Origin of the sequence: Nocardia sp. NPDC050713, assembly GCF_040654315.1 — a bacterium.
Lineage (GTDB): Bacteria > Actinomycetota > Actinomycetes > Mycobacteriales > Mycobacteriaceae > Nocardia.
Genome location: NZ_JBFAHS010000012.1, coordinates 55659 through 75069 on the forward strand (window position 1 = coordinate 55659; position 19411 = coordinate 75069).

The 19411-nt window shown below is 70.0% G+C and carries 22 protein-coding genes; 9 read left to right on the forward strand and 13 right to left on the reverse strand.

All coding sequences use genetic code 11. From position 1 onward, the window contains the following. Nucleotides 1-12: 12 nt before the first annotated feature. A complete protein-coding gene (gene dapA, locus AB0H49_RS21985; protein ID WP_354999495.1) occupies nucleotides 13-921 on the reverse strand; it encodes a 4-hydroxy-tetrahydrodipicolinate synthase in 909 nt (302 codons plus the stop codon). A 147-nt stretch (nucleotides 922-1068) separates the two neighbouring features. On the opposite strand from dapA, the gene AB0H49_RS21990 reads away from it, so the two are divergent. After that, entirely contained in the window at nucleotides 1069-1512 is a 444-nt protein-coding gene (locus AB0H49_RS21990) for a toxin-antitoxin system HicB family antitoxin (protein WP_357253914.1), read from the forward strand. 1 nt (nucleotide 1513) lies between these two features. Here the strand turns inward: AB0H49_RS21990 and AB0H49_RS21995 are convergent, their stop codons facing one another. Further along, nucleotides 1514-2713, reverse strand: a complete 1200-nt coding sequence (locus tag AB0H49_RS21995) for a crosslink repair DNA glycosylase YcaQ family protein (protein ID WP_357253916.1) — start codon at nucleotides 2711-2713, stop codon at nucleotides 1514-1516. Between the two features lie 64 nt (nucleotides 2714-2777). On the opposite strand from AB0H49_RS21995, the gene AB0H49_RS22000 reads away from it, so the two are divergent. The 4 genes from AB0H49_RS22000 (at nucleotide 2778) to AB0H49_RS22015 (ending at nucleotide 6887) form a co-directional block, all read left to right on the forward strand. Continuing rightward, nucleotides 2778-3746: a haloalkane dehalogenase gene (locus AB0H49_RS22000; RefSeq protein ID WP_354999492.1), complete on the forward strand. Its 969-nt coding sequence runs from the start codon at nucleotides 2778-2780 to the stop codon at nucleotides 3744-3746. 203 nt (nucleotides 3747-3949) lie between these two features. Next, nucleotides 3950-4846, forward strand: coding sequence for a sigma-70 family RNA polymerase sigma factor (locus AB0H49_RS22005; protein ID WP_354999491.1), 897 nt, complete (start codon nucleotides 3950-3952; stop codon nucleotides 4844-4846). A gap of 106 nt (nucleotides 4847-4952) precedes the next feature. Then, complete coding sequence (locus tag AB0H49_RS22010; RefSeq protein WP_357253918.1) at nucleotides 4953-5825, forward strand: haloalkane dehalogenase; 873 nt, start codon at nucleotides 4953-4955, stop codon at nucleotides 5823-5825. Nucleotides 5826-6005: 180 nt separating this feature from the next. Next, the gene (locus AB0H49_RS22015) at nucleotides 6006-6887 is read left to right on the forward strand and encodes an RNA polymerase sigma factor (RefSeq protein WP_357253920.1); all 882 of its coding nucleotides are present in this window, start codon (nucleotides 6006-6008) and stop codon (nucleotides 6885-6887) included. Nucleotides 6888-6893: 6 nt separating this feature from the next. Here the strand turns inward: AB0H49_RS22015 and AB0H49_RS22020 are convergent, their stop codons facing one another. The 7 genes from AB0H49_RS22020 to AB0H49_RS22050 all read right to left on the reverse strand — a co-directional run bounded on the left by AB0H49_RS22020 (nucleotide 6894) and on the right by AB0H49_RS22050 (nucleotide 12387). Further along, nucleotides 6894-7913: a hypothetical protein gene (locus AB0H49_RS22020; RefSeq protein ID WP_354999488.1), complete on the reverse strand. Its 1020-nt coding sequence runs from the start codon at nucleotides 7911-7913 to the stop codon at nucleotides 6894-6896. Then, the gene (locus tag AB0H49_RS22025) at nucleotides 7906-9228 is read right to left on the reverse strand and encodes an ATP-binding protein (protein ID WP_357253922.1); all 1323 of its coding nucleotides are present in this window, start codon (nucleotides 9226-9228) and stop codon (nucleotides 7906-7908) included. Before AB0H49_RS22025 ends, AB0H49_RS22020 begins: the two co-directional genes overlap by 8 nt. After that, a complete protein-coding gene (locus AB0H49_RS22030) occupies nucleotides 9192-9878 on the reverse strand; it encodes a response regulator transcription factor (protein ID WP_357253924.1) in 687 nt (228 codons plus the stop codon). The genes AB0H49_RS22025 and AB0H49_RS22030 overlap by 37 nt, the downstream gene beginning before the upstream one ends. A gap of 131 nt (nucleotides 9879-10009) precedes the next feature. Beyond that, nucleotides 10010-10462, reverse strand: coding sequence for a flavodoxin family protein (locus AB0H49_RS22035; RefSeq protein ID WP_354999486.1), 453 nt, complete (start codon nucleotides 10460-10462; stop codon nucleotides 10010-10012). 6 nt (nucleotides 10463-10468) lie between these two features. After that, the gene (locus AB0H49_RS22040; RefSeq protein WP_357253926.1) at nucleotides 10469-10978 is read right to left on the reverse strand and encodes a hypothetical protein; all 510 of its coding nucleotides are present in this window, start codon (nucleotides 10976-10978) and stop codon (nucleotides 10469-10471) included. Nucleotides 10979-10997: 19 nt separating this feature from the next. After that, the gene (gene dapB, locus AB0H49_RS22045; RefSeq protein WP_354999484.1) at nucleotides 10998-11744 is read right to left on the reverse strand and encodes a 4-hydroxy-tetrahydrodipicolinate reductase; all 747 of its coding nucleotides are present in this window, start codon (nucleotides 11742-11744) and stop codon (nucleotides 10998-11000) included. Between the two features lie 232 nt (nucleotides 11745-11976). Then, entirely contained in the window at nucleotides 11977-12387 is a 411-nt protein-coding gene (locus AB0H49_RS22050; protein ID WP_357253928.1) for a MarR family transcriptional regulator, read from the reverse strand. A 52-nt stretch (nucleotides 12388-12439) separates the two neighbouring features. On the opposite strand from AB0H49_RS22050, the gene AB0H49_RS22055 reads away from it, so the two are divergent. Further along, nucleotides 12440-12901, forward strand: coding sequence for a MarR family winged helix-turn-helix transcriptional regulator (locus tag AB0H49_RS22055; RefSeq protein WP_357253930.1), 462 nt, complete (start codon nucleotides 12440-12442; stop codon nucleotides 12899-12901). Here AB0H49_RS22055 and AB0H49_RS22060 read toward each other — a convergent pair. Further along, a complete protein-coding gene (locus AB0H49_RS22060; protein WP_357253932.1) occupies nucleotides 12882-13766 on the reverse strand; it encodes an NAD(P)-binding domain-containing protein in 885 nt (294 codons plus the stop codon). The two genes, AB0H49_RS22055 and AB0H49_RS22060, sit on opposite strands and share 20 nt — an antisense overlap. A gap of 145 nt (nucleotides 13767-13911) precedes the next feature. Next, on the reverse strand, nucleotides 13912-15018 hold the full coding sequence (locus AB0H49_RS22065; RefSeq protein ID WP_354999480.1) for a zinc-binding dehydrogenase: 1107 nt from the start codon (nucleotides 15016-15018) through the stop codon (nucleotides 13912-13914). Between the two features lie 194 nt (nucleotides 15019-15212). Here AB0H49_RS22065 and AB0H49_RS22070 point away from each other — a divergent pair, with 194 nt between their 5' ends. Then, nucleotides 15213-15608: a VOC family protein gene (locus tag AB0H49_RS22070; RefSeq protein WP_354999853.1), complete on the forward strand. Its 396-nt coding sequence runs from the start codon at nucleotides 15213-15215 to the stop codon at nucleotides 15606-15608. Nucleotides 15609-15741: 133 nt separating this feature from the next. Here AB0H49_RS22070 and AB0H49_RS22075 read toward each other — a convergent pair whose 3' ends face one another. Then, nucleotides 15742-17247, reverse strand: a complete 1506-nt coding sequence (locus AB0H49_RS22075) for a pentapeptide repeat-containing protein (RefSeq protein ID WP_357253934.1) — start codon at nucleotides 17245-17247, stop codon at nucleotides 15742-15744. On the opposite strand from AB0H49_RS22075, the gene AB0H49_RS22080 reads away from it, so the two are divergent. Then, complete coding sequence (locus AB0H49_RS22080; RefSeq protein WP_357253936.1) at nucleotides 17237-17542, forward strand: hypothetical protein; 306 nt, start codon at nucleotides 17237-17239, stop codon at nucleotides 17540-17542. The genes AB0H49_RS22075 and AB0H49_RS22080 overlap by 11 nt on opposite strands. Before the next feature lie 94 nt (nucleotides 17543-17636). On the opposite strand, the gene AB0H49_RS22085 is transcribed toward AB0H49_RS22080, so the two are convergent. Further along, nucleotides 17637-18854 carry an MFS transporter gene (locus AB0H49_RS22085; protein ID WP_357253938.1) on the reverse strand — a complete coding sequence of 406 codons (1218 nt, stop codon included), beginning with the start codon at nucleotides 18852-18854 and terminating at the stop codon, nucleotides 17637-17639. A 94-nt stretch (nucleotides 18855-18948) separates the two neighbouring features. On the opposite strand from AB0H49_RS22085, the gene AB0H49_RS22090 reads away from it, so the two are divergent. Next, nucleotides 18949-19290: a helix-turn-helix transcriptional regulator gene (locus tag AB0H49_RS22090; protein ID WP_354999476.1), complete on the forward strand. Its 342-nt coding sequence runs from the start codon at nucleotides 18949-18951 to the stop codon at nucleotides 19288-19290. The last annotated feature ends 121 nt before the right edge of the window (nucleotides 19291-19411 follow it).

Consider the following 19411-nt stretch of genomic DNA (forward strand, 5'->3'; position numbering starts at 1 on the left):
CCCGTAGGTCGTTCATGCCAGCACTCCCGCGGTCTGCAGGTCCGCGGCGAGGCGGTCCAGGGCGTCGGTATTCGGCATCAGCTGCGGCAGTCGCGGCTCGCCCACGTCGACGCCGAGCAGGCGCAGCCCGCCCTTGGTCATCGCGACGCCGCCGAGGCGCGCCATCGCGTGGTTCAGCGGGACGAGTCGCGCGTTGATGTCGCGGGCCCGCGCCACATCGCCCGCCTGGTAGGCGTCGACGAGTTCACGCAGCCGTTCGGGCACCAGATGGCCGATGACGCTGATGAATCCGACCGCGCCGATGGACAGCCACGGCAGGTTCAGGCAGTCGTCGCCGGAGTACCAGGCCAGACCGGTGCTCGCGATCAGCTCGGCGCCCGCGTTCAAGTCGCCCTTGGCGTCCTTGACCGCGACGATGCGGGGATGCTCGGCAAGCGTGCGGATCGTGTCCGGACCTATGGGGATGATGGAGCGCGGCGGAATGTCGTAGAGGGTGACCGGCAGGTCGGTGGCGTCGGCGACCGCGGTGAAGTGCGCGATCAGGCCCTCCTGCGAAGGGCGCGAGTAGTACGGCGTCACCACGAGCAGACCGTGCGCGCCCGCCCGCTGCGCGTTGCGGGCGAGTTCGATGGAGTGGGCGGTGTCGTAGGTGCCCGCTCCCGCGATCACGGTGGCGCGATCGCCAACGGCGTCGACGACGGCGCGCAGGAGGTCGTACTTCTCCGACTCGGTCGTGGTCGGCGATTCACCGGTGGTTCCGGAGATCGCGAGCAGATCGACACCGCGGTCGACGAGACGGGCCGCCAGCGCGACCCCGGCATCGACATCCAGCTTGCCGTCGGCACTGAAGGGGGTCACCATCGCGACACCTACTGTGCCGGACGCGCGCAGCTCCGCTGGCGTCGATTCACCGTTCGTCATGGTCAGAAAGGCTACCCGGTCCACAGGGCACCCTCGACACCCTGACCGGCGATCCGGCTGCCCGCGCGGGTGATTGACCTCCCACCGACGCCGCCGAGACATCAATCTTTCCTTGAATGATGTCATTTTTGACGCCACACTGATGTCATGGATCTGAACAAGTACACCGCGCAGCTGCGCGAGAACCTGGTGGCGGCCGCGGCGCTCGGCGACGAGAAGACCCAGGCCACCGCCGCCGCGCTGGCCTCGGCGACCGAGGCGTCGGCCCGGCTCGTGCTGCTCGCGGCGCTGTCCGAGCTGGCGGGCGAGGTCAGCTCGGCGCTGGAGGACCGCACCGTGCACGTCTCGGTGGATGGCACCGACGCCACGGTCGACGTCCGCAAGAACGCCACCGCCGAGGAGCATCCGACCTTCGAGGAGATGACCGGTGACATCAGCCGCGTCACGCTGCGCTTGGTCGAGCAGATGAAGGCGAAGGCGGAGGAGGCGGCCGCGGCGAGCGGGGTCTCGCTGAACTCGTGGCTGTCCAACGCGGTGCACGGCGCGTTGCGCGACCAGATGCGAGGCTACGGACCCAAGCGCGACGTCTGATCTACAGCAGCGCGGCCAGCTCTCCGCGCTCGCCGATCACCACCTCGTCCAGCTCGAGCCAGTCCGCCATCTCGCGCAGGGCCGTGCGCAGCGCCGCCGCGGTCTCCGCGTTGGCGCGGCCGGGCTCGGCGAACGCGCCCGGCACGAGCAATCGTCCGCTCGCACGTTCGGCGCGCAGGTCGACGCGGCCGACCAGCTCCCCGTCCAGCAAGAAGGGGAAGACGTAGTAGCCGTGCACCCGCTTGTGCTCGGGGGTGTAGATCTCGATGCGGTAGTGGAAGTCGAAGATCCGCTCGGTGCGCGGCCGGAAGAAGATCAGCGGGTCGAACGGGCACAGCAGCGCGGCCCCCTCGACGCGGCGCGGCGTGGCGGCACCGGACCGCAGGTAGGCGGTCTTGCCCCAGCCCGCGACCTCGACCTCTTCCAGTTCGCCCGCGTCGACCAGCGCCGCGATCGCCGGTTCGGTCTGCGAGCGGTGCAGGCGGTAGTAGTCGCGCAGGTCGGTCTCGGTGCCGATGCCCAGCGCGGTGGCGGCTCTGCGGACGAGTTCCACGACGGCGTCGGCCTCCGAAACGTCGCGTGCCAACACCTCCGGGGGTAGCACCCGCTCGGCGAGATCGTAGTGCCGGGTGAAGCCGACGCGCTTGTCGACGGAGAGCTCACCCGCGGCGAAGAGTTGTTCGCAGATCATCTTGGTGTCGCTGAGATTCCACCAGGATCCCTTGGGCCGCGGCTTGTCCAGCTCCAGATGCCGCTCCACCTCACCGGCGGTGGCGGCGCCGACATCCCGGATCACGTCCAGGATGTCCTTGCCCAGCGTCGGATTGCGGTCCAGCACCTTGCGCATCCCCGACCAACGGCCGTGCTGGTACTGCACCATCCGCCAGCGCATCAGCGGCCAGTCCTCGACCGGAATGAGGGCGGCCTCGTGCGCCCAGTACTCGACCAGCCGCCGCGGCCGCTTGGCGCTGTGGCTCCAGGCCGCCTCGTCGAGCAGGGCGCGGTCGTAGCCGCCGATCCGGCTGAACACCGGGGCGTAGTGCGCGCGGACCACCGCCGACACCGAATCGATTTGCAACAGCTGGGTTCTGGCGAGCACGTCGGCCATCGTCCGGCGCGTGACGGCGGCCGGGCGCCGCCTGCCGAACCCCTGCGCGGCCAGAGCCGTTCGCCGCGCGGCCGCCGCACTCATCTTCCGCATATCCGAAGGATGCCATGGGGGTCCGACATTGTTCGGTCGGCGCATTTCTACCCCGAATCCTTCGATGAGGCGCGATGTGTCGAGCGTCACATGTCGCGCGGTCACAGTCTGCACGGTCGCTGTGTCGAAACGGGTGCAAGCAGCTGAAAGGAGCTTTCCCGTGGCCACCATCGACGTTCTCGATTCCTTCATTTCCTACACCGACACCGGCTCGGGGTCCGTGCCCGTGGTGTTCCTACACGGCAACCCGACCTCGTCCTATCTGTGGCGCAAGGTGATTCCGCACGTCACCGACCAGACCAGGGCGCTCGCTCCCGATCTGATCGGCATGGGCGACTCGGGCAAGCCCGACATCGGCTACCGGTTCGTCGATCACGCGCGCTACCTGGACGCCTGGTTCGACGGCCTCGGCTTGGACGAAGTGGTCATCGTCGGCCACGACTGGGGCGGCGCACTCGGCATGGACTGGGCCGCGCGTCATCCCGGCCGGGTGCGCGGCATCGCGCTGATCGAGACCTTCCTGCGGCCGATGGAGTGGTCCGAGATGCCGCCGCTCGGCGCCGAGCTGTTCCGCAAGTTCCGGACCGCCGAGGGCGAGCGAATGGTGTTGGAGGAGAACATGTTCATCGAATTCAATCTGCCGAGGGGTGTGACGAATCTGTCGCAGGAGGTCCACGACGTCTACCGCGCCCCCTACCCGACCCCGGCCACACGCAAGCCGCTGCTGATGTGGCCCAGGGAGATTCCGCTCGGCGGCGAGCCCGCCGACGTGGTGGACATCGTGCGGAACTACGGCCGGTACCTCGCCGAGACACCCGAGATCGCGACGCTGATCATGGTGTTGGAGAACGGCGTCGGCCTCGGCTCGGCGGAGTCGGCGCGGTGGGCGGCAACCACTTTCGCCAGCGCGGAGGTGGTCTCCATTCCGCCCGCCGGGCACCACGCACCGGAGGATCGGCCGCACGAGATCGGCTCGGCGGTCGCCGAGTGGTTGCGCGAGCACGCGCTGGTCTCGGCGGTCGCGCGATCTTGAATCCGCCCGCGCGGTCCACGACGCCCCGGACACTCCTGGGGCGCACCACGGTCATCGCAGGTGCGCCCAGGTCCACGCGGAAACGATCTGATGGAGCTGCACGGCTCCGCGCACGGAAGGGGGTTCACGTACCCGACATTCACGCCGAAAGCCAGAGTCACAGCGGGCTTGCGGGACTGCGGCAGGCTACCGAAGATGACCCGATGAGCAGTGCAGACGTCGCGGCGGGCGACGATCCGGTCGACGACACCGCGACAACCGAGGAAGTCCGGCGCGCGGAAGCGGAATTGGTCGCCCGCGCGGTGGACGGCGATCGGGACGCGGTCTCCGCGATCATCCGGATGCTCCAGGACCCGATCTACCGGCTGGCCCTGCGGATGGTGTGGCGTCCCGCCGAGGCGGAGGACGCCACCCAGGAGATCCTGATCCGCGCGGTCACCCGCCTCGCCACCTTTCGCGGCGAGGCGAAACTGCTCACCTGGGCGTACCGCATCGGCGTCAACTACCTGATCAATCTGCGCACGCGGACGCCGCAGGAGGAGCGCCAGCTCAGCTTGGAGGAGTTCGGCGCCGGTCTCACCGACGGCTTGGCAGCGGAGGACTATCAAGGGCCACAGGCGGCGTTGCTGTCGAGCGAGGTCCGGCTCACCTGCAGCCAGGGCATGCTGCAATGCCTCGCTCGTGCGGAACGCGTCGCGTTCGTGCTCGGCCAAGTCTTCGAACTGAGCTCGCCGGACGCGGCGTGGATCCTCGACATCACTCCCGCCGCGTACCGAAAACGACTGGAGCGAGCCAAGAAACGCCTCGGCGCGTTTCTCGGATCCTCGTGCGGCCTGGCCGACCCGCGGGCGGCGTGCCGCTGTTCGAGACGGGTCGAGAAGGCGGTCCGGCTCGGCCGCATCGATACGGCGGCGCCGCAATTCGCCACCCACCCGGTCAGCCCCGGCGGGCGGACGGTGCTCGAAGCCGAGGAACAAATGATCCGCTTGCACGATGTCGCCGCGGTGCTGCGCGGGCACCCGGATTACGCCGCGCCACGGGAACGGATGGACGCCATCGCCGGGCTGTTGCGGTCGGGGCACTTCCCGCTGCTGACCTGAGCGGGCCAGCCGGAGTGACGCACATCACATGGAAGGGTTGTCGGATCGAGTCGGAAATCGGTGTCCAACCGAAGTGACAGGGCACAACACCGGAAAGGACGCCCCCATGGCAACCATCGACGTTCTCGACTCGTTCCTGCACTACCGCGACACCGGCTCGACCGGGACGCCCGTGGTCTTCCTGCACGGCAACCCGACCTCGTCCTACCTGTGGCGCAACGTGATTCCACACGTCGCCGACCAGACCCGTTGCCTGGCACCGGATCTCATCGGCATGGGCGACTCGGGCAAGCCGGACATCGCCTACCGGCTCGACGATCACGCGCGCTACCTCGGCGCCTGGTTCGACGTGCTCGGCCTGGACGAGGTGATCCTGGTCGGCCACGACTGGGGTGGCACTCTCGCCATGGACTACGGCGCCCGCCATCCGGGCCGGGTCCGCGGCATCGCGCTGATCGAGACATTCCTGCGCCCCATGCGCTGGGACGAACTGCCGCAGGGCTCGGCCGACATGTTCCGCACCTTCCGCTCGCCCGAAGGGGAAAAGGCCGTGCTGGAAGACAATCTGTTCATCGAGTACAACCTGCCCAAGCTCATCGCCGGGCTCACCGAGGCCTATCTCGATGCCTACCGCGCGCCGTATCCGACCCCGGCCTCGCGCAAGCCGATGCTGGCCTGGGCCAGGGAATTTCCGCTCGACGGCGAACCCGCCGACGTCGCGCAGCGGGTCCGCGACTATGGACGATGGATGGCGGAGAGCCCGGAGGTGCCCAAGCTACTGATGCGCGTCGAGCCCGGAGTCGGCCTCGGGTCGCCCGAGGTGATCGCCTGGGCGGCAGAGACTTTCGCCGCCGTCGAGGTCGAATCGGTGGGCCCGGGCGCGCACCACAGCCCGGAAGACCAGCCCGACGCCATCGGACAGGCGGTCGCGAGCTGGCTGCGCAGGCACGCATTGGTCGCGCGGCCCGTCACGGTGTGACAGACGCGGCCCGCCGCGGTGTGAGCAGAGAGGAAGAACGATGCACGAGGCGCGCGAGCCGATCGACCGGCCCGGCGAGAGCACGATCGGGGGCGCGCCATCGGGCACCACGACGGATGCGGCTCGGCGCGCCCTGCGCGCGGCGTCCATGGCTGCGCCGCCTCGCCGGACACGATCGGCTTGCCCGATGAACTCGCCGACGTCGCGATCGAGGACAGGGCGACCGGCCCGGACCAGGAAGAACTGCGGCTGGTCGCGCTGGCCGTCGACGGTGACACGGCCGCGCTGCGCGAGGTGATCGGCCGCTTGCAGGATCCGCTGTACCGGCTGGCGCTGCGCATGGTCGGGCGGCCCGCCGATGCCGAGGACGCCGTGCAGGAGATTTTGCTGCGCATAGTCACTCGGCTGTCCACTTGGCGCGGCGAGGCGAAACTGCTGACGTGGGCCTACCGGGTCGGCGTCAACTACCTGCTGAACCTGCGCAGGCGATCACCGCAGGAACACGCCGAGATCGGCCTGGACGACTTCCGCGACGACCTCGCCGACGGCCTCGCCGCCGCCGACTACCGGGGACCGGAGGCCGCCCTGCTGGCCGAGGAGACGCGACTGAGCTGCACGCAGGCGATGCTGCAATGCCTCGGCCGCGCGGAGCGCGTCGTCTTCGTCCTCTGCGAGATCTTCGAGCTGACCGCCGCCGAGTCCGCCTGGATCCTCGACGTCACCCCGGCGGCCTGCCAGAAACGGCTGGAACGGGCCAAGCAGCGCCTCGGCGCGTTCCTGCGTTCCACCTGCGGACTGGCCGAGCCGAAGACGTTCTGCCGCTGCTCGCGCCGCGTCGACAGGGCCCGCGCCCTGGGCCGTGTCGACCCCGGCAAGCTCGCCTTCGCCACCCACCGAATCAGCCCGGGCGGACGCGATGTCGCCGAAGCCGCCACCCAGCTGCACCGGCTCCGCGACGCCGCGGGCGTGCTCCGCGCCCACCCGGATTACGCCGCGCCGCAAGCGAAGATCGACGCCATCACCGGCTTGCTCACCTCGGGTCGTTTTCCGCTGCTCGAGTGAGCGGGCTCAAGTGGTGACGGTGACCTCGCCCGCCGCGTCGATCTCGGTGCGGCGGGCGGTGGCGGGGGCGTTGGCGAGCACCGTCGCCAGGATGCGGCGGCCCATCGGAAGCACGCGGACGGTGACCGTGCCCGCGTTCGCCGCGTCCAATTCCTTGATCGCGGCGTCGATCACCCGTTGCCGCACCCAGCGCGGCACACCGGCGAAACCACCGTCGTCCAGCAGCACCACCTCCACGCCGCGGGACCGCGCGCCGCGGGCGGCGCTGCTGAGTTCGTCGGTGACCAGCTGGGGCGCGCGCAGGCCGTCGCGCAGTTCGGCTTCCAGCAGTCGGCACTGTTCGCGCTCGGCGGCGGTGAGCTCGACGCCGTCGGCGATGCGCTCCAGAATCGGCCGCGCCACCTTGTCCAGCCTGGCCAGCTGCCGATCGCGTTCGCCGTTCTCCGCGGCCATGGTGGCCTCGGCCGCCGCGCGCATGGTCGCTTCCTCGCGCAGCAGACGCAGTGAGCGCTGGGTTGGTCGCATGATCGCGGCGCACACCGAGACTCCGGCGACCGTCGCGATCGGCACGACGGTCCCGGCGATGAACCCGCCGCGCAGCCCGGCCGTTGCGCCGACGGCAGCGACCACAACGGCCACGCCCGCGACGCCGAGCCACGCGGCGCCGAGCCTGCCGCGTAACACGAGCACCGCGAGCACGTACGAGGAGGCGAACGCCGACCAGACCGGCTTCGACCAGCCCTGCTCGATGTGCGTGGTGGTCAGCGCGGTCGCCACCGGCCCGGACGCGGCCACGAAAACCGTTGCGGGCCATGGCAAGGGATCCACGGGGATGACCAGCACCAAAAGGCCCGCCACCGCGAGCAGGATCAGCCCCGTGACGGCGGCGAACGGCGACGCGTCGGAGAAGTTGCGGACCATGTACAAGACGATGGTCACCTCGAGGATGAGCAGGAACAGCCAGGCCGCCGCGTCGCGCAGACCGAGCAGATCACGCACCCCTAGGTTGGAATCGGCGTCAACCATCGCTACCCCACACCAGCGTCACCGACGTGCCCTCTCCCGGCTGCGATTCGACGAACGCCGCGCCGCCGGGCAGCTGCCGCATGCGCCCCAGGATGCTCACCGAGATGCCGAGCCGGTCCGCGGGCACCCTGCCCGGGTCGAAACCCGCGCCGTCGTCGCGAAAGACCACCCGGATGCCGCCCGCGCTCACCGTGACCGTGACGGTGCGCTGCACCGTGCGCCCCGGCACCGTGCCGTGCCGCAGACTGTTGCGCATCGCCTCGGCCAGCGCGGCGGCGATCGTTCCCGCCGCGTCCACCGGCAGCCGCAGGTCGTCCACTCCCGACCAGCGCCGCGCGCTGAACCCGATGCCCGGATTGACCTCGTGCACCGCCGCGCGCAGGAAACCGACCGCGCCCTGCGCGTTCAGCCGGTCGGGTTCGGTCTCGCCGCCGCGCAATTGGTCGAGCTGGGCGAGTGTGCGCTCGGCTTGCTTGCGCAGCACCGGCGAATCGGTGCCGGTGCGCGAGGCGTCCAGCAACGTCGAGAGCACCGCGTCGTGGATCAGCGCCGCGAAACGGGCCCGCTCCCGGTCTCGCGCCGCGGCGCCCGCCACGGCGGCGGCCCGGCTGCTCGCGATCGCCGACTCCCGGTCGACTCGGGCGGCCGCCGCCCTGGCATAGACCGCGCACCACAGGAACAGCGCGCACAACCCGACCGATCGCGCGAAATCACCGAGCAGCGCGAAGGTCGATCCGTCCGGCACCACGTACTTGTTGGCGACAGCCGCCACCGCGCCACCGACGATCAGATAGCCCACCGCGACCAGCGGCCGCCACGCCAGCGCCGCCGCGAGCACGCCGAGCGCGAACACCCGGTACAGCCACACCGAGGTGGCGTCGGTCGCCGGCTGGCGGTAAGCGAACGGGATCAGCGCCATCGCGACGACGTAGCCGATCGCCGCGGCGCCCGCGACGGACTGGATGACGTACCTGCTCATGCCGACCGACACCACGGCGAGCACCGGGAACAGCCCGAAGGCCAGCACGAACGCGAGCACGGTCCAGCCGAACGGTGCGAAGCGACTCTGATCGGCGATCTCCGGCAGCTCGACCACCGCGGCGATCATCCCCGCGATGCCGAAGGTCAGCCCGAGCCTGCGCAGGATCCGGTCCGAGGCGGCCTCGTCGATGTCGCTTCCGCCCATCACACGCAGCAGTCGCCGCCACCGGCACGCCGACGTCGAGTCGGGGCCGGGTTCGAGTGCGGTCGATGCGGTGTCCAGCGCGCTGGACGGGATCATCCGCGCGGATGCCGCTCGGGAACCGGTAGCCATCCGTCCTCCACGGCGCGCTTGTAGAGGTCGGTCTTGGTCGGGGCGGGACGACCGGCGTCGGCGTACTTCTGGCGGATGCGGCCGAGGTAGTCGTTGACGGTCTGCTCGGACAGACCGGTCAGGCGCGCCACGCGGGAGGCCTTCTCACCCGAGGCGTACAGGGTGAGCACTTCCTCCTGGCGCGGGCTCAGACCGACATCGGAGAGTTGCGGGTCGCCGTCGATGGCGGCGGCCCAGTCGGTGGTGACGACCTGCTGACCCGAGGCGGCGCGCCGCACGGCCGCCACGACCGTCGGGACGTCCTCGGATTTGCGCACCACCCCGAGTACACCGGCGCGGGCCGCGGAACGGACCAGGAAGGCGTTGTCGGCGCCCGTGAACACCAGCACCTCGATGCCGCGTTCGCGCAGCGCGCGCACGTTGTCCTCCGGCGCGGAGCCGTCGGCGAGGCGCAGATCCAGCACCACCAGGTCCAACGCCGGAGCCGGTCCGGCCGCCGCGAGCAGCTCCGGCACCGTTCCGGCCGTACACACCAGATCGAGGTCAGGTTCCGGCGCAAGCATCGCGGCGAGGCCGATCGCGACCGATTCGTGGTCTTCGACCAGCCCGATCCGTCGCACCGCTCTCTCGCCGCTGTCGGCCCACGTCACCCTCGACACTCCCATCCCGAGCAAATCGCCCACAGTCCCCCCGCTACAACGTCACCACGCAGTATGACCGCCGCGCGTGCCCGGTGGTCAGACACCAAAAATCGGGGCCGACAGGTCCGTGGTCACCCACGTCAGCCCATCAGCTGCGCCGCGACGGTCGCCCCCAGCTCCCAGCAGCGCTCGATGTCCTCCTTCGACGGCGGCCCCGAAACCACCACCGGCGCAACCACCTTCACCCAGCCGAGGCCGGTGGTCACCCGGTCGACCCCGCGCTCGGCGCCCTCGGTGCCCTCGTTGCCGTGCAGGTACAGGCCGAACGGGCGGCCCTTCGTGGAATCCAGGCACGGGTAGTAGAACGTGTCGAACGCGTGCTTGAGCGCACCCGACATGTAGCCGAGGTTGGCGGGGCTGCCGAGCAGGTAGCCGTCGGCCTCGAGCACGTCGGGCGCGGTGACGGCCAGTGCGGCGCGGCGCACCACCTCGACGCCCTCGATCTCTGGATCGGTCGCGCCGGACACCACCGCCTCGAACATCGCCTGCATGTGCGGGGACGGGGTGTGGTGAATGATCAACAGTCGGGCCACGTTTCGCTACCCTTCGCGCTGCTCGCGTTCCAGTTTCTCCAGCGCCACCGCGCGGCGCATGGTCTCGCGGGCCCTGGTGCGGTCGCCCGCGTAGTCGTAGGCGCGGGCCAAGCGGTAGGAGACCCGCCAGTTGTCCGGGTCGGCCTCCCATTCCCGCTTCACCTGCTCGAACAGTTCATCGGCCGCGCCGCGCTCGATGCGGCCGGACGGTCGCCGCGCCAGCGTGGAGGTGTCCAGTTCCAGACCCTCCTCGTGGATGCGTCGGGCCAAGTGCTGGTGGGCCAGTGCGGCACGCACGGTGGCGGCCGTGACCCACACGCCGAGAATCGGCAGCAGCAGCACGCCGACGCCCATCGCGATTCCGGCCGCCTCGCCGGAACCGATCAGCGCGAACGCGATTCGACCGAGCAGCAGGAAATAGAACCCCAGCGCGAACACCAGCGCCGCGATGAGACCCACGACGCGGAAGATCTCACCTCGGCCGGCATTGGCCTGCTGTTCGGCGTTCACGGGCATGCCTTCGGCTGCTCGGCGTTCACAGGTCCAGGAACGGATCGAGCCCGACGGTCAGGCCCGGCCGACCGCCGATCTCCCGGACACCGAGCAGCACGCCCGGGGCGAAGGAGGAGCGGTCGATCGAGTCGTGCCGGATGGTCAGCGTCTCGCCCTGGGTGCCGAAGAGCACCTCCTGGTGCGCGACGAGTCCGGCCAGCCGCACCGAGTGCACCCGCACGCCGTCGACGTCGGCGCCGCGCGCGCCCTCCAGTTCGGTGGTGGTCGCGTCGGGGCTGCGGCCCACGCCCGCGCGCTCCCTGGCCTCGGCGATCAGGCCCGCGGTCCGGTAGGCGGTGCCGGACGGCGCGTCGGCCTTGTTCGGGTGGTGCAACTCGATGACCTCGACGGATTCGAAGAACCGCGCGGCCTGCTCGGCGAAGCGCATGGACAGCACCGCGCCGATGGCGAAGTTGGGGGCGATCAGCACGCCGGTCTCGGGACGCTCGGCCAGCCAGCCGCGCACCTCGGCGAGCCGCGCGTCGTCGAAGCCGGTGGTGCCGACGACAGCGTGAATGCCGTGCTCCACCAGGAACTTCAGGTTGCCCATCACCACGTCGGGGTGGGTGAAGTCGACGACGACCTGGGTGCCGCTCTCGGTGAACGTCTCCAGCGCGTCGCCCTTGTCGACCTCCGCGACCAGTTCCAGATCGTCCGCCGCCTGCACCGCCGCGCAGATCGCCTGACCGACTTTCCCGCGTGCTCCGAGCACTCCGACCCGAATGGTCACCGCACCTCCTCGTTCCGCTGGTGTTGCGGCAAGCCTATCGAGGGGTGTGTGGACCGCACCGCCCCGGGTTTCCACCCGCTCGCGCCAGCCGCGTGGCAAAGCTGCGGCGGCGCTGTCGTCCAGCCGCCGATGTGCCATACGGGTCGATCCATCAATCGATGCGCATAGCCCCATATGGCTATGTCCAGGGCTCCCGCTTCGGACAGCAACTCCACTCCCTTGCGGATCTCCCCTAGCTTGCCGCGGCCAGATTTCCGATCATCCGTTCCAAGACCCGCAGGGTGGTAGCGAATTGATCGGGTCCGATTCCCCGCGCCATCGCGCGGCGGCGATCGCCGATGCGGAGGAAGGTGGCGTCGTGGATCGCCCGGCCTGCGACAGTCAGGGCAAGCGCATCGGCATCCGCGGCGATCAGGCCAGCCGACGACAAGGCGCGGATCTCGATGGCCCACTCCCCCTGGGCTTTCCAGAAAGGAGCCAGCGCCTCGCGCAACTCCGCCGCCGAGCGCGGCCCCTCGGACAGCGAATGCAGCAACTGCCAGTGCCGTCGACTCAGCCCGCCCACCGCGAGGTCGTCGTCGAACCGCGCTTCGATCAGGCGGTCGAGTTCCTTCAGCAGGTATCCGATTCTGCGCTCGGTCATCGAGCCCTCCATATACATGTAATATTACATCTAAATGTATTCTGACATGGAGATGAGTTCAATGGAAGAGCGCGATGCGTGCACCGAGGCGGTCGCGGCCGCAATGGTCCGAATCCGGCGCAGGCAGACGCGCGGCGCGCTGGCGGGCGAGAGTCGGGTTCCCCCTGCGGTTTTCCGCGTCCTCGACGCCGTGTCGTCCCTCGAAGACGCCACCGTCGGAGCGCTGGCCCCCGCCCTCGGCGTGGACCAGCCACGCGCGAGTCGGCTTGTCGCCCAGGCCGTTTCGGAGGGCTGGCTGGAGCGGGTCGCCGACCAGCACGACGGCCGCCGGGCGGTGCTGCGGCCGACCGCGCTCGGCGACCGGATTCTCAGCGAAGCCCACCGGCGTCGCGCGACGGCGACCGCAGCCGCGATGGCCGACTGGACCGAGCGCGAACGCGCCGAATTCACAAGGCTGCTAAGCCGTTTCGTGGACGCGATGGATGCCGCGGAAGCTACGCCGCCGGGGTCTTGAGCACCTCGATCAGCGCTGTCACGCTGTGTTCGCGGTGCCCGCGCGCGATCGCGCGGCGCAGCAGTTCCGCCATCGGCGCGTGCCACGACATGTCGACGCCCGCTTCGACACCGATCCGCACGTCGCTGTCGATGGTGTCGTGGAACAGCCCGACCGAGGAACCGAGCTTCGTGTAGTCGCCGGTGTCGATCTCCTCGGCGAGCAGCGGCAGCAGCGACTCGATCATCCGCAGCCACTTGGTGGAGTACGGCACCATCGCGCGGGCTTCGATACCGCGCGAGGCGAGCACCGCGGCGCCCTCGAAGAAACCGAGCAGGGTCGGCAACAGCGTCGCGCCGACGGCCGCCTCGTACAGCGCGGCGAGATCGGGTTCGGCACCCAGGTGGACGTTCTCGCCGCCGAGAACGCCCAGGACGGAACGGTATTCGTCGTACACGCCGCGGTCGCCGCCGTAGTACAGCAGCGTGTCGGCGGCGCCGACGGCCGCGGGCACGTTCTTGATCGCGCCGCCGAGGAACCGCGCACCGTGCGCGTCGGCCCATGCGGCGACATCCCGCGCGCCCGCCGGTGTGCCGCTGTTCAGCGTGATCAGGGCGCGTCCGGCCAGCGCCGCACCCGCCGGGGCGAGCGCGTCCAGGGTGGCCTCGAATCCGGTGAGCACCGAGACGATCAACGGGCTCGCCGCGACCGCCTCGTCGATCGTCGCCGCGTGCGTCGCGCCCAGCGCCACCAGCGGCGCGGCCTTGCCGGGGGTGCGATTCCACACGGTGGTCGGGTGCCCGGCCGCGACGAACGCCGCGGCCACCGCGCTGCCCATCGAACCGAGACCCAGCACGGTCACGGGCCCGCGTGTCTCGTCGGTCATCTTGCCTCCCAAGCTGTTTCGTCCCTTGCGAAGGCGAGTCTGCGCGGGGCCGCGGGTGGCCGACAAGTACCTACTTTTCGGTCGAATACGCACGCCCGGGTAAGGAACGAGCTACCGGCGACGAGGTGGTGACGACCGTCACCGGTCAGTCGAAGACGATCACCTGCCGCAGCGCGTGTCCGGCCGCGAGTTCGTCCATGGCCCGGTTGATCTCGTCCAACCCGATGTGCGCCGACACCAGCCGCTCCACCGGAAGCCGACCCTCGCGCCACATCCGCACGTACTCGGGGATGTCGCGCGAGGGCACCGCGGAGCCGAGGTAGCTGCCGACGATCGAGCGACCCTGCGCCACCAACGCCAACGGGGAGATGCTCGCGCGGGCGTCGGGGGCGGGCAGACCGACGGTGACGGTGGTGCCGCCCGCCGCGGTCGCCGCTACCGCGGTCTCGAACGCGCGCACGTTGCCCGCGGCCTCGATCACCACCTCGGCCTGCACGCCCTGCTCGGCGACCTCCGCGGGGGTGTAGGCGGCGGTGGCGCCGAGATCCTTTGCCAGCGCCAATTTTTCGGGGACGGTGTCGACGGCGATCACGTCCTTCGCCCCCAGCGAGACCGCCACGAGCACCGCGGCCATGCCCACCCCGCCGAGACCGACCACCATGATCCGGTCCGCGGGCCCCGGACGCGCCGAATTCAGCAGTGCGCCACCGCCGGTGAGCACCGCGCAACCGAGCACGGCCGCGACCTCCGGCGGCACGTCGTCGTCGACCGGGACCACCGAGCGACGGTCCACCACGGCGTGCGTCGCGAACGCGGAGACACCGAGGTGGTGATGCACCTCCGCGCCCGCGCGCCGCAGCCGCCGTCCGCCGTTGAGCAGCTCTCCGGCGTTGTTGGCCGCGCTGCCTGGCACGCACGGTGTGCGGCCCTCGCTCGCGCAGCCCGCGCACTCGCCGCAGCGCGGCAGGAAGGTCATCACCACGCGCTGTCCGATCGCGATGTCGCCGTCGCCGGGGCCGACCGCCTCGACGCGGCCCGCGGCCTCGTGGCCGAGCAGCATGGGCACCGGCCGCACCCGGTTGCCGTCCACGACCGAGAGGTCGGAATGACACAGCCCAGCGGCCTCGATCCGCACCAGCAGTTCGCCCGGACCGGGTTCGCCGAGCTCCAGCTCACAGACGTTGATCGGCGCCGACTCGGCGAACGGTACCGGCGCCGCGATCCGCTCCAGGACCGCCCCACGAATCTTCATGGCTGCGACGCTACCGGGCACTGCCCCGAGCGGAGCCAGCACCGCCGAAACTCGGTCGGCGCGAACAGCCCCGGTAACCGGGGGTTGGCGAGACCGGGAATCGACCGCTATCGTCGATCGACGTGACGGTGCTCCTGTAGGCCGCCTTGTACCGAGCCCAGGGTCGGGACCGTCACGATTCGAGGAGAAATCCACTGTCCATTCAGTTCAATCACACCATCGTCGGCTGCCGCGACAATCGAGTTTCGGCGGAATTCTGGGCCGACATCCTGGGCCTGGAAGTAGGCAAGGAGTGGGGTCCGTTCATCGAGCTCCGGATGAGCCACGGCGTCGGTTTCGACTTCGCGGTCGTGCCGGGCGAGGACCCCGAGATCCAACCCCAGCACTACGCCTTCTTGGTCTCCGAGGCCGAGTTCGACGCGGCCTACGCCAAGATCCAGCGCTACGGGCTGGCGCATTGGGCCGATCCGCGCCAGCAGGCGCCCGGCGAGATCAACCACAACGACGGCGGGCGCGGGGTGTACTTCCTCGACCCGAGCGGTCACTTCATGGAGTTGATCACCGTTCCGTACGGCGGTTGGCCGGAGTAGTGGCCTGAAGCCGAGCGCACAGCGTGGGACGTAACCTGGCGGCGTCCGTCGATCGACGCGGCGTTCGCCGCTGGGTTACGGCCGCAGTACGCTCCAGCGGCGGGTGGAATTCCTCGGAGAGGCCACCCGCACGTCATGCGCTCGGCGTGGGTGCGGATTCCGGGACCGGCGGCCACGGATTCGGATTGACGGAAGTCGGTTTGCCGGTGGGATTGTCGTCCCAATCGAAACGCACGCCCACCCACGCCTTCGGCCGGTCGAAATCGGTTTCGCCCGCGGTGAAGCGGGTCGCGGCGAAGGAGATCTCGCCGAAGAAATCGCCCTCGCGGAAATCGGCGGCGCGTCCGGCGATGGTGCTGCGGGCGAAGCTCACCGCGCCGTGGAATTCCGCTCCGACGAAATCGATCTCGCGAGTGCCGCGGCCACGGAGGCGCGGTGCGGCGCCCAGCTTGGCTTCCTCGAAGCTGACGGTCGTGGCGTAGAGCTGTGTCGCGGTGAACGCGAGGTGTTGGCCGGAGAAGACCGCCTCCTCGAAGGAGACGTGCTCGCCGTCCAGGGTCGCCTGCGCGAAGGAGGTCCGTTCGGCCTGGAAAGCGGCTGCCCGCCAGGATGTTCGGGCACCGAGGAAACGGGTTCCGATGAAGCCGGTGCGCGGGCCCGCGAAGGTCGCTTCGTCGAAACGGGTCTGCGGGCTCTTGAATGTCGCTCCGTCGAAGGTGGTTCGCGCCGTACGGAACTCGGCGCTGCCGAAGTGTGCGATCGGAACGGTGAAGAGGGCGTCGCGGAAAGTCACGTGCTGGCCGGTGAAGCGGGCCCGGTTGAAATCGGCCGAGCGGTCGCCGACGAATCGCACACCGGTGAAAGTGGTCCGACGCCCCGCGAATTCGGTCGCCTCGAAGTCGGCGTTCTCCAGAACCGCGCCGGTGAAGTCGAAATCGCATCGCGACCAGGAAGCTTCGCCGTACGGCCGCAGGTGTGCGGCGATCACGCGGACGATGGTGCCGCGCACCTCACGATCGTTGTGCCGCACCCGGTAGACGCGCTCGATCTCGCGACCCGATTCCTGCGCGGTCTCGGCGCGCGAGATCAGATGGTTGGCTCCGTCGTCCGGTTCGTAGGGCAGGCGCAGGTACCCGCACAGCACGTCGACGCACTGCTGCCGTCGCACGGGTGCCGAGAACTCGTCCGCCACACCGGCCATCGCGTAGACACCGGCGAGCCGCACGGCCGGATCCTCGTCGCCCAACTGCCGCGCCGCCGCCCCGAACAGTTCGGCGAACCGGCCGCGCTCCAGATCCCGCTGCCGCCGGTATGCCACGACCAACGCCACCGCGCCGCCGACGCCCGCCGTCACCGACAGCGCGATCTTGGTGAGATCCACCTGATTCGGCGTCTCGGCCTCGGCGCCGAGCCCCAACCACAACAACCACCAGGTGAGCCCGGCGACGGCCAATCCACCGAGCACCGCGGCGAGCACCGCGAACAGCAACGCCGCACGGTGCAACCGGCGCCCCAACCTCCCCCACCATCGCATGAGCTGCATGGTAGCCCGATTGCGGTACGCCGCGCAGCCGGTGGGCTGCCGCGCGGCATGTGAAGCGCGGCAGCGGCTTTCGTATGATGCGGAGGTGGACGTCAAGGACTCGATCGAATCACTGCACGCCGACCTCGCCGCTTGGTTGGGGTCGCCCGCACCGTTCGAGGTCTTCGAACGGTTCGCCGCGGCGCAGCATGAGCAGTTCTCCATGGTCAGCGTTTCCGGCGCGCTCCTCAAGCGCGACGAACTGCTGGCCGGGTTGCGGGAAGCGCGAAATGCGCGGCCCGGATTGCGGATCGAGATTTCCGAGGTCACCGAGCTCGCCCGCTTCGGCGAGCACGCGCCGGGTCCCCACCGCCGCACCTGCTCCCACACACCCGGTGTACGCGTCACATAGCCAGCGCCTGTGTGAGGAGTGCGAACCCTGTGTGGGATGACCCACTTGTGCGGGATGTGGGGAGGGGCGGGTGACTGTAGGGTCTGGTTCGGAGTTACACCGGCTCGATCGCTTTCTCGCGGCTTCCGCGCAGGCCCAGCCCCGCTGCTACCAGGCACGCCATCGCGACCACTCCCACGAACCACGGGAACACCGTCTTCAGGCCCCAGGTCGTCGCGGCCCAGCCTGCCAGGATCGTCGGCAACGCCATCGCCGAATACGCCAGCAGGTAGTACGCCGACATCGTCTCCCCGCGCTTGTGGGGTGGCACGACGTTGGACAGATGCCGTAGCGATCCGCCGAAGCCGAGGCCGAAGGTGGCGCCGAGGGCGACGCCGGCGCCGAGCACCGCGACCCAGCTGTGGGTGGCCAGTGCGGGCACCGTGAGCAGCAGGGCCAGCGCCATGCCGGTGTCGCCGAGGATGGCGGCCCTGCGGGCCGGGATGCCGGTCGCGAACAGCTGGGCGGTCGCGCCGGAGAGGGCGGTCGATGCGACGACCGTGCCGCCGAAGACCAGGTTGTGGATGCCGGTCTGCTGCGCGGCCAGCGACGGGTACAGCGAGAGCAGCACGCCGAGCACCGACCAGGCGGCCATCACGCCGATCGCGGAGAACCAGAAGTCCGCGCGGATCTCGTGCGGCACGGCGGGTTTCGCGATGCGGATGCGGCCGGCCTGCCTGGCGCCGTGCGGTTCGCGCAGGGCGAGCACGCCCGCGGCGATCGCCAAGCAGACGACCGTGATGACGACGTAGGGCGTGCGCAAGGGGTGCGGCGCGTATTGAGCGAGCAGCGCCGAACCCAGGATCGCCACGGCCATACCGACATTGAAGGCGACGCCGCTGAGCTGCCCCGACCGCGCGCCGCGGTGCGGACGCAGGTCGAGCAGCGCGGCGGCGCCCGCCACGACGGTGGAGCCGACGGCGATCCCGTGCAATGCCCTGGCCAGCAACAACATCGGGACCGAGTCGGCGAGCACGAACACCACCAGGCCGGCGATCATGGTGGCGAAAGCGCCGAGCAGCACCGGCTTTCGGCCCACCACATCGGAGATGCGACCGGAGACCAGCACCGCGCCGAGCGCGGCGACGCCGTACACGGCGAAGACGATGGTGGTGGTCAGCGGCGTGAAGTGCCACTGCGTTTCGTAGATCCCGTACAACGGCGCGGGCACGCCCGACACGCCGAGCGCCACGCCGCTGGCGACCAGTACCAGCCCGTAGGCCCAGCGTTGCGTGGTCTGTTCGTCGGCGGCCACTGCCATCGGCGCTGCCATCGATAACCCCGATCAGGTAAGTTTGATATTGATCGAACTCCATCGACCATACAACCCGGTTCGATGATCATCAAACCCCCGAGTGAGGTAGATCATGACCGACGCCACCGAAGCCGCTCCGCCCATCGCACCGCTGCCCACCGTGCTCGGCGCCTTGCAGGATCCGGTTCGCCTGGAGATGGTGCGCCGACTGCGGAACGCCGGTACCGCCGTGCGCTGCGGCGCCCTATACGACGTGATCAACAAATCCACCGCGACCCACCATTTCAAGATCCTGCGCGAGGCGGGCGTCATCGAGCGCCTCCTCATCGATGGCCAGACCTGTCAGCGGCTGCGCACCGAAGACCTCGACGCCGCGCTCCCCGGACTACTCGACGTGGTGGTCGACGCCGCCAATCGCGCCCACGACAGCGCGACAGCCGCGGTGCATCGCTGACGGGCTCGATCGCCCCCGGAGACCAGTACACACGCGGCAGCCCACACGCACCTCTGACGGCTCGGTCGCCCCGCCGAGCAGCAAGGGCGCGACGGCCGAGGCTCCCCGACCACGCCGGACC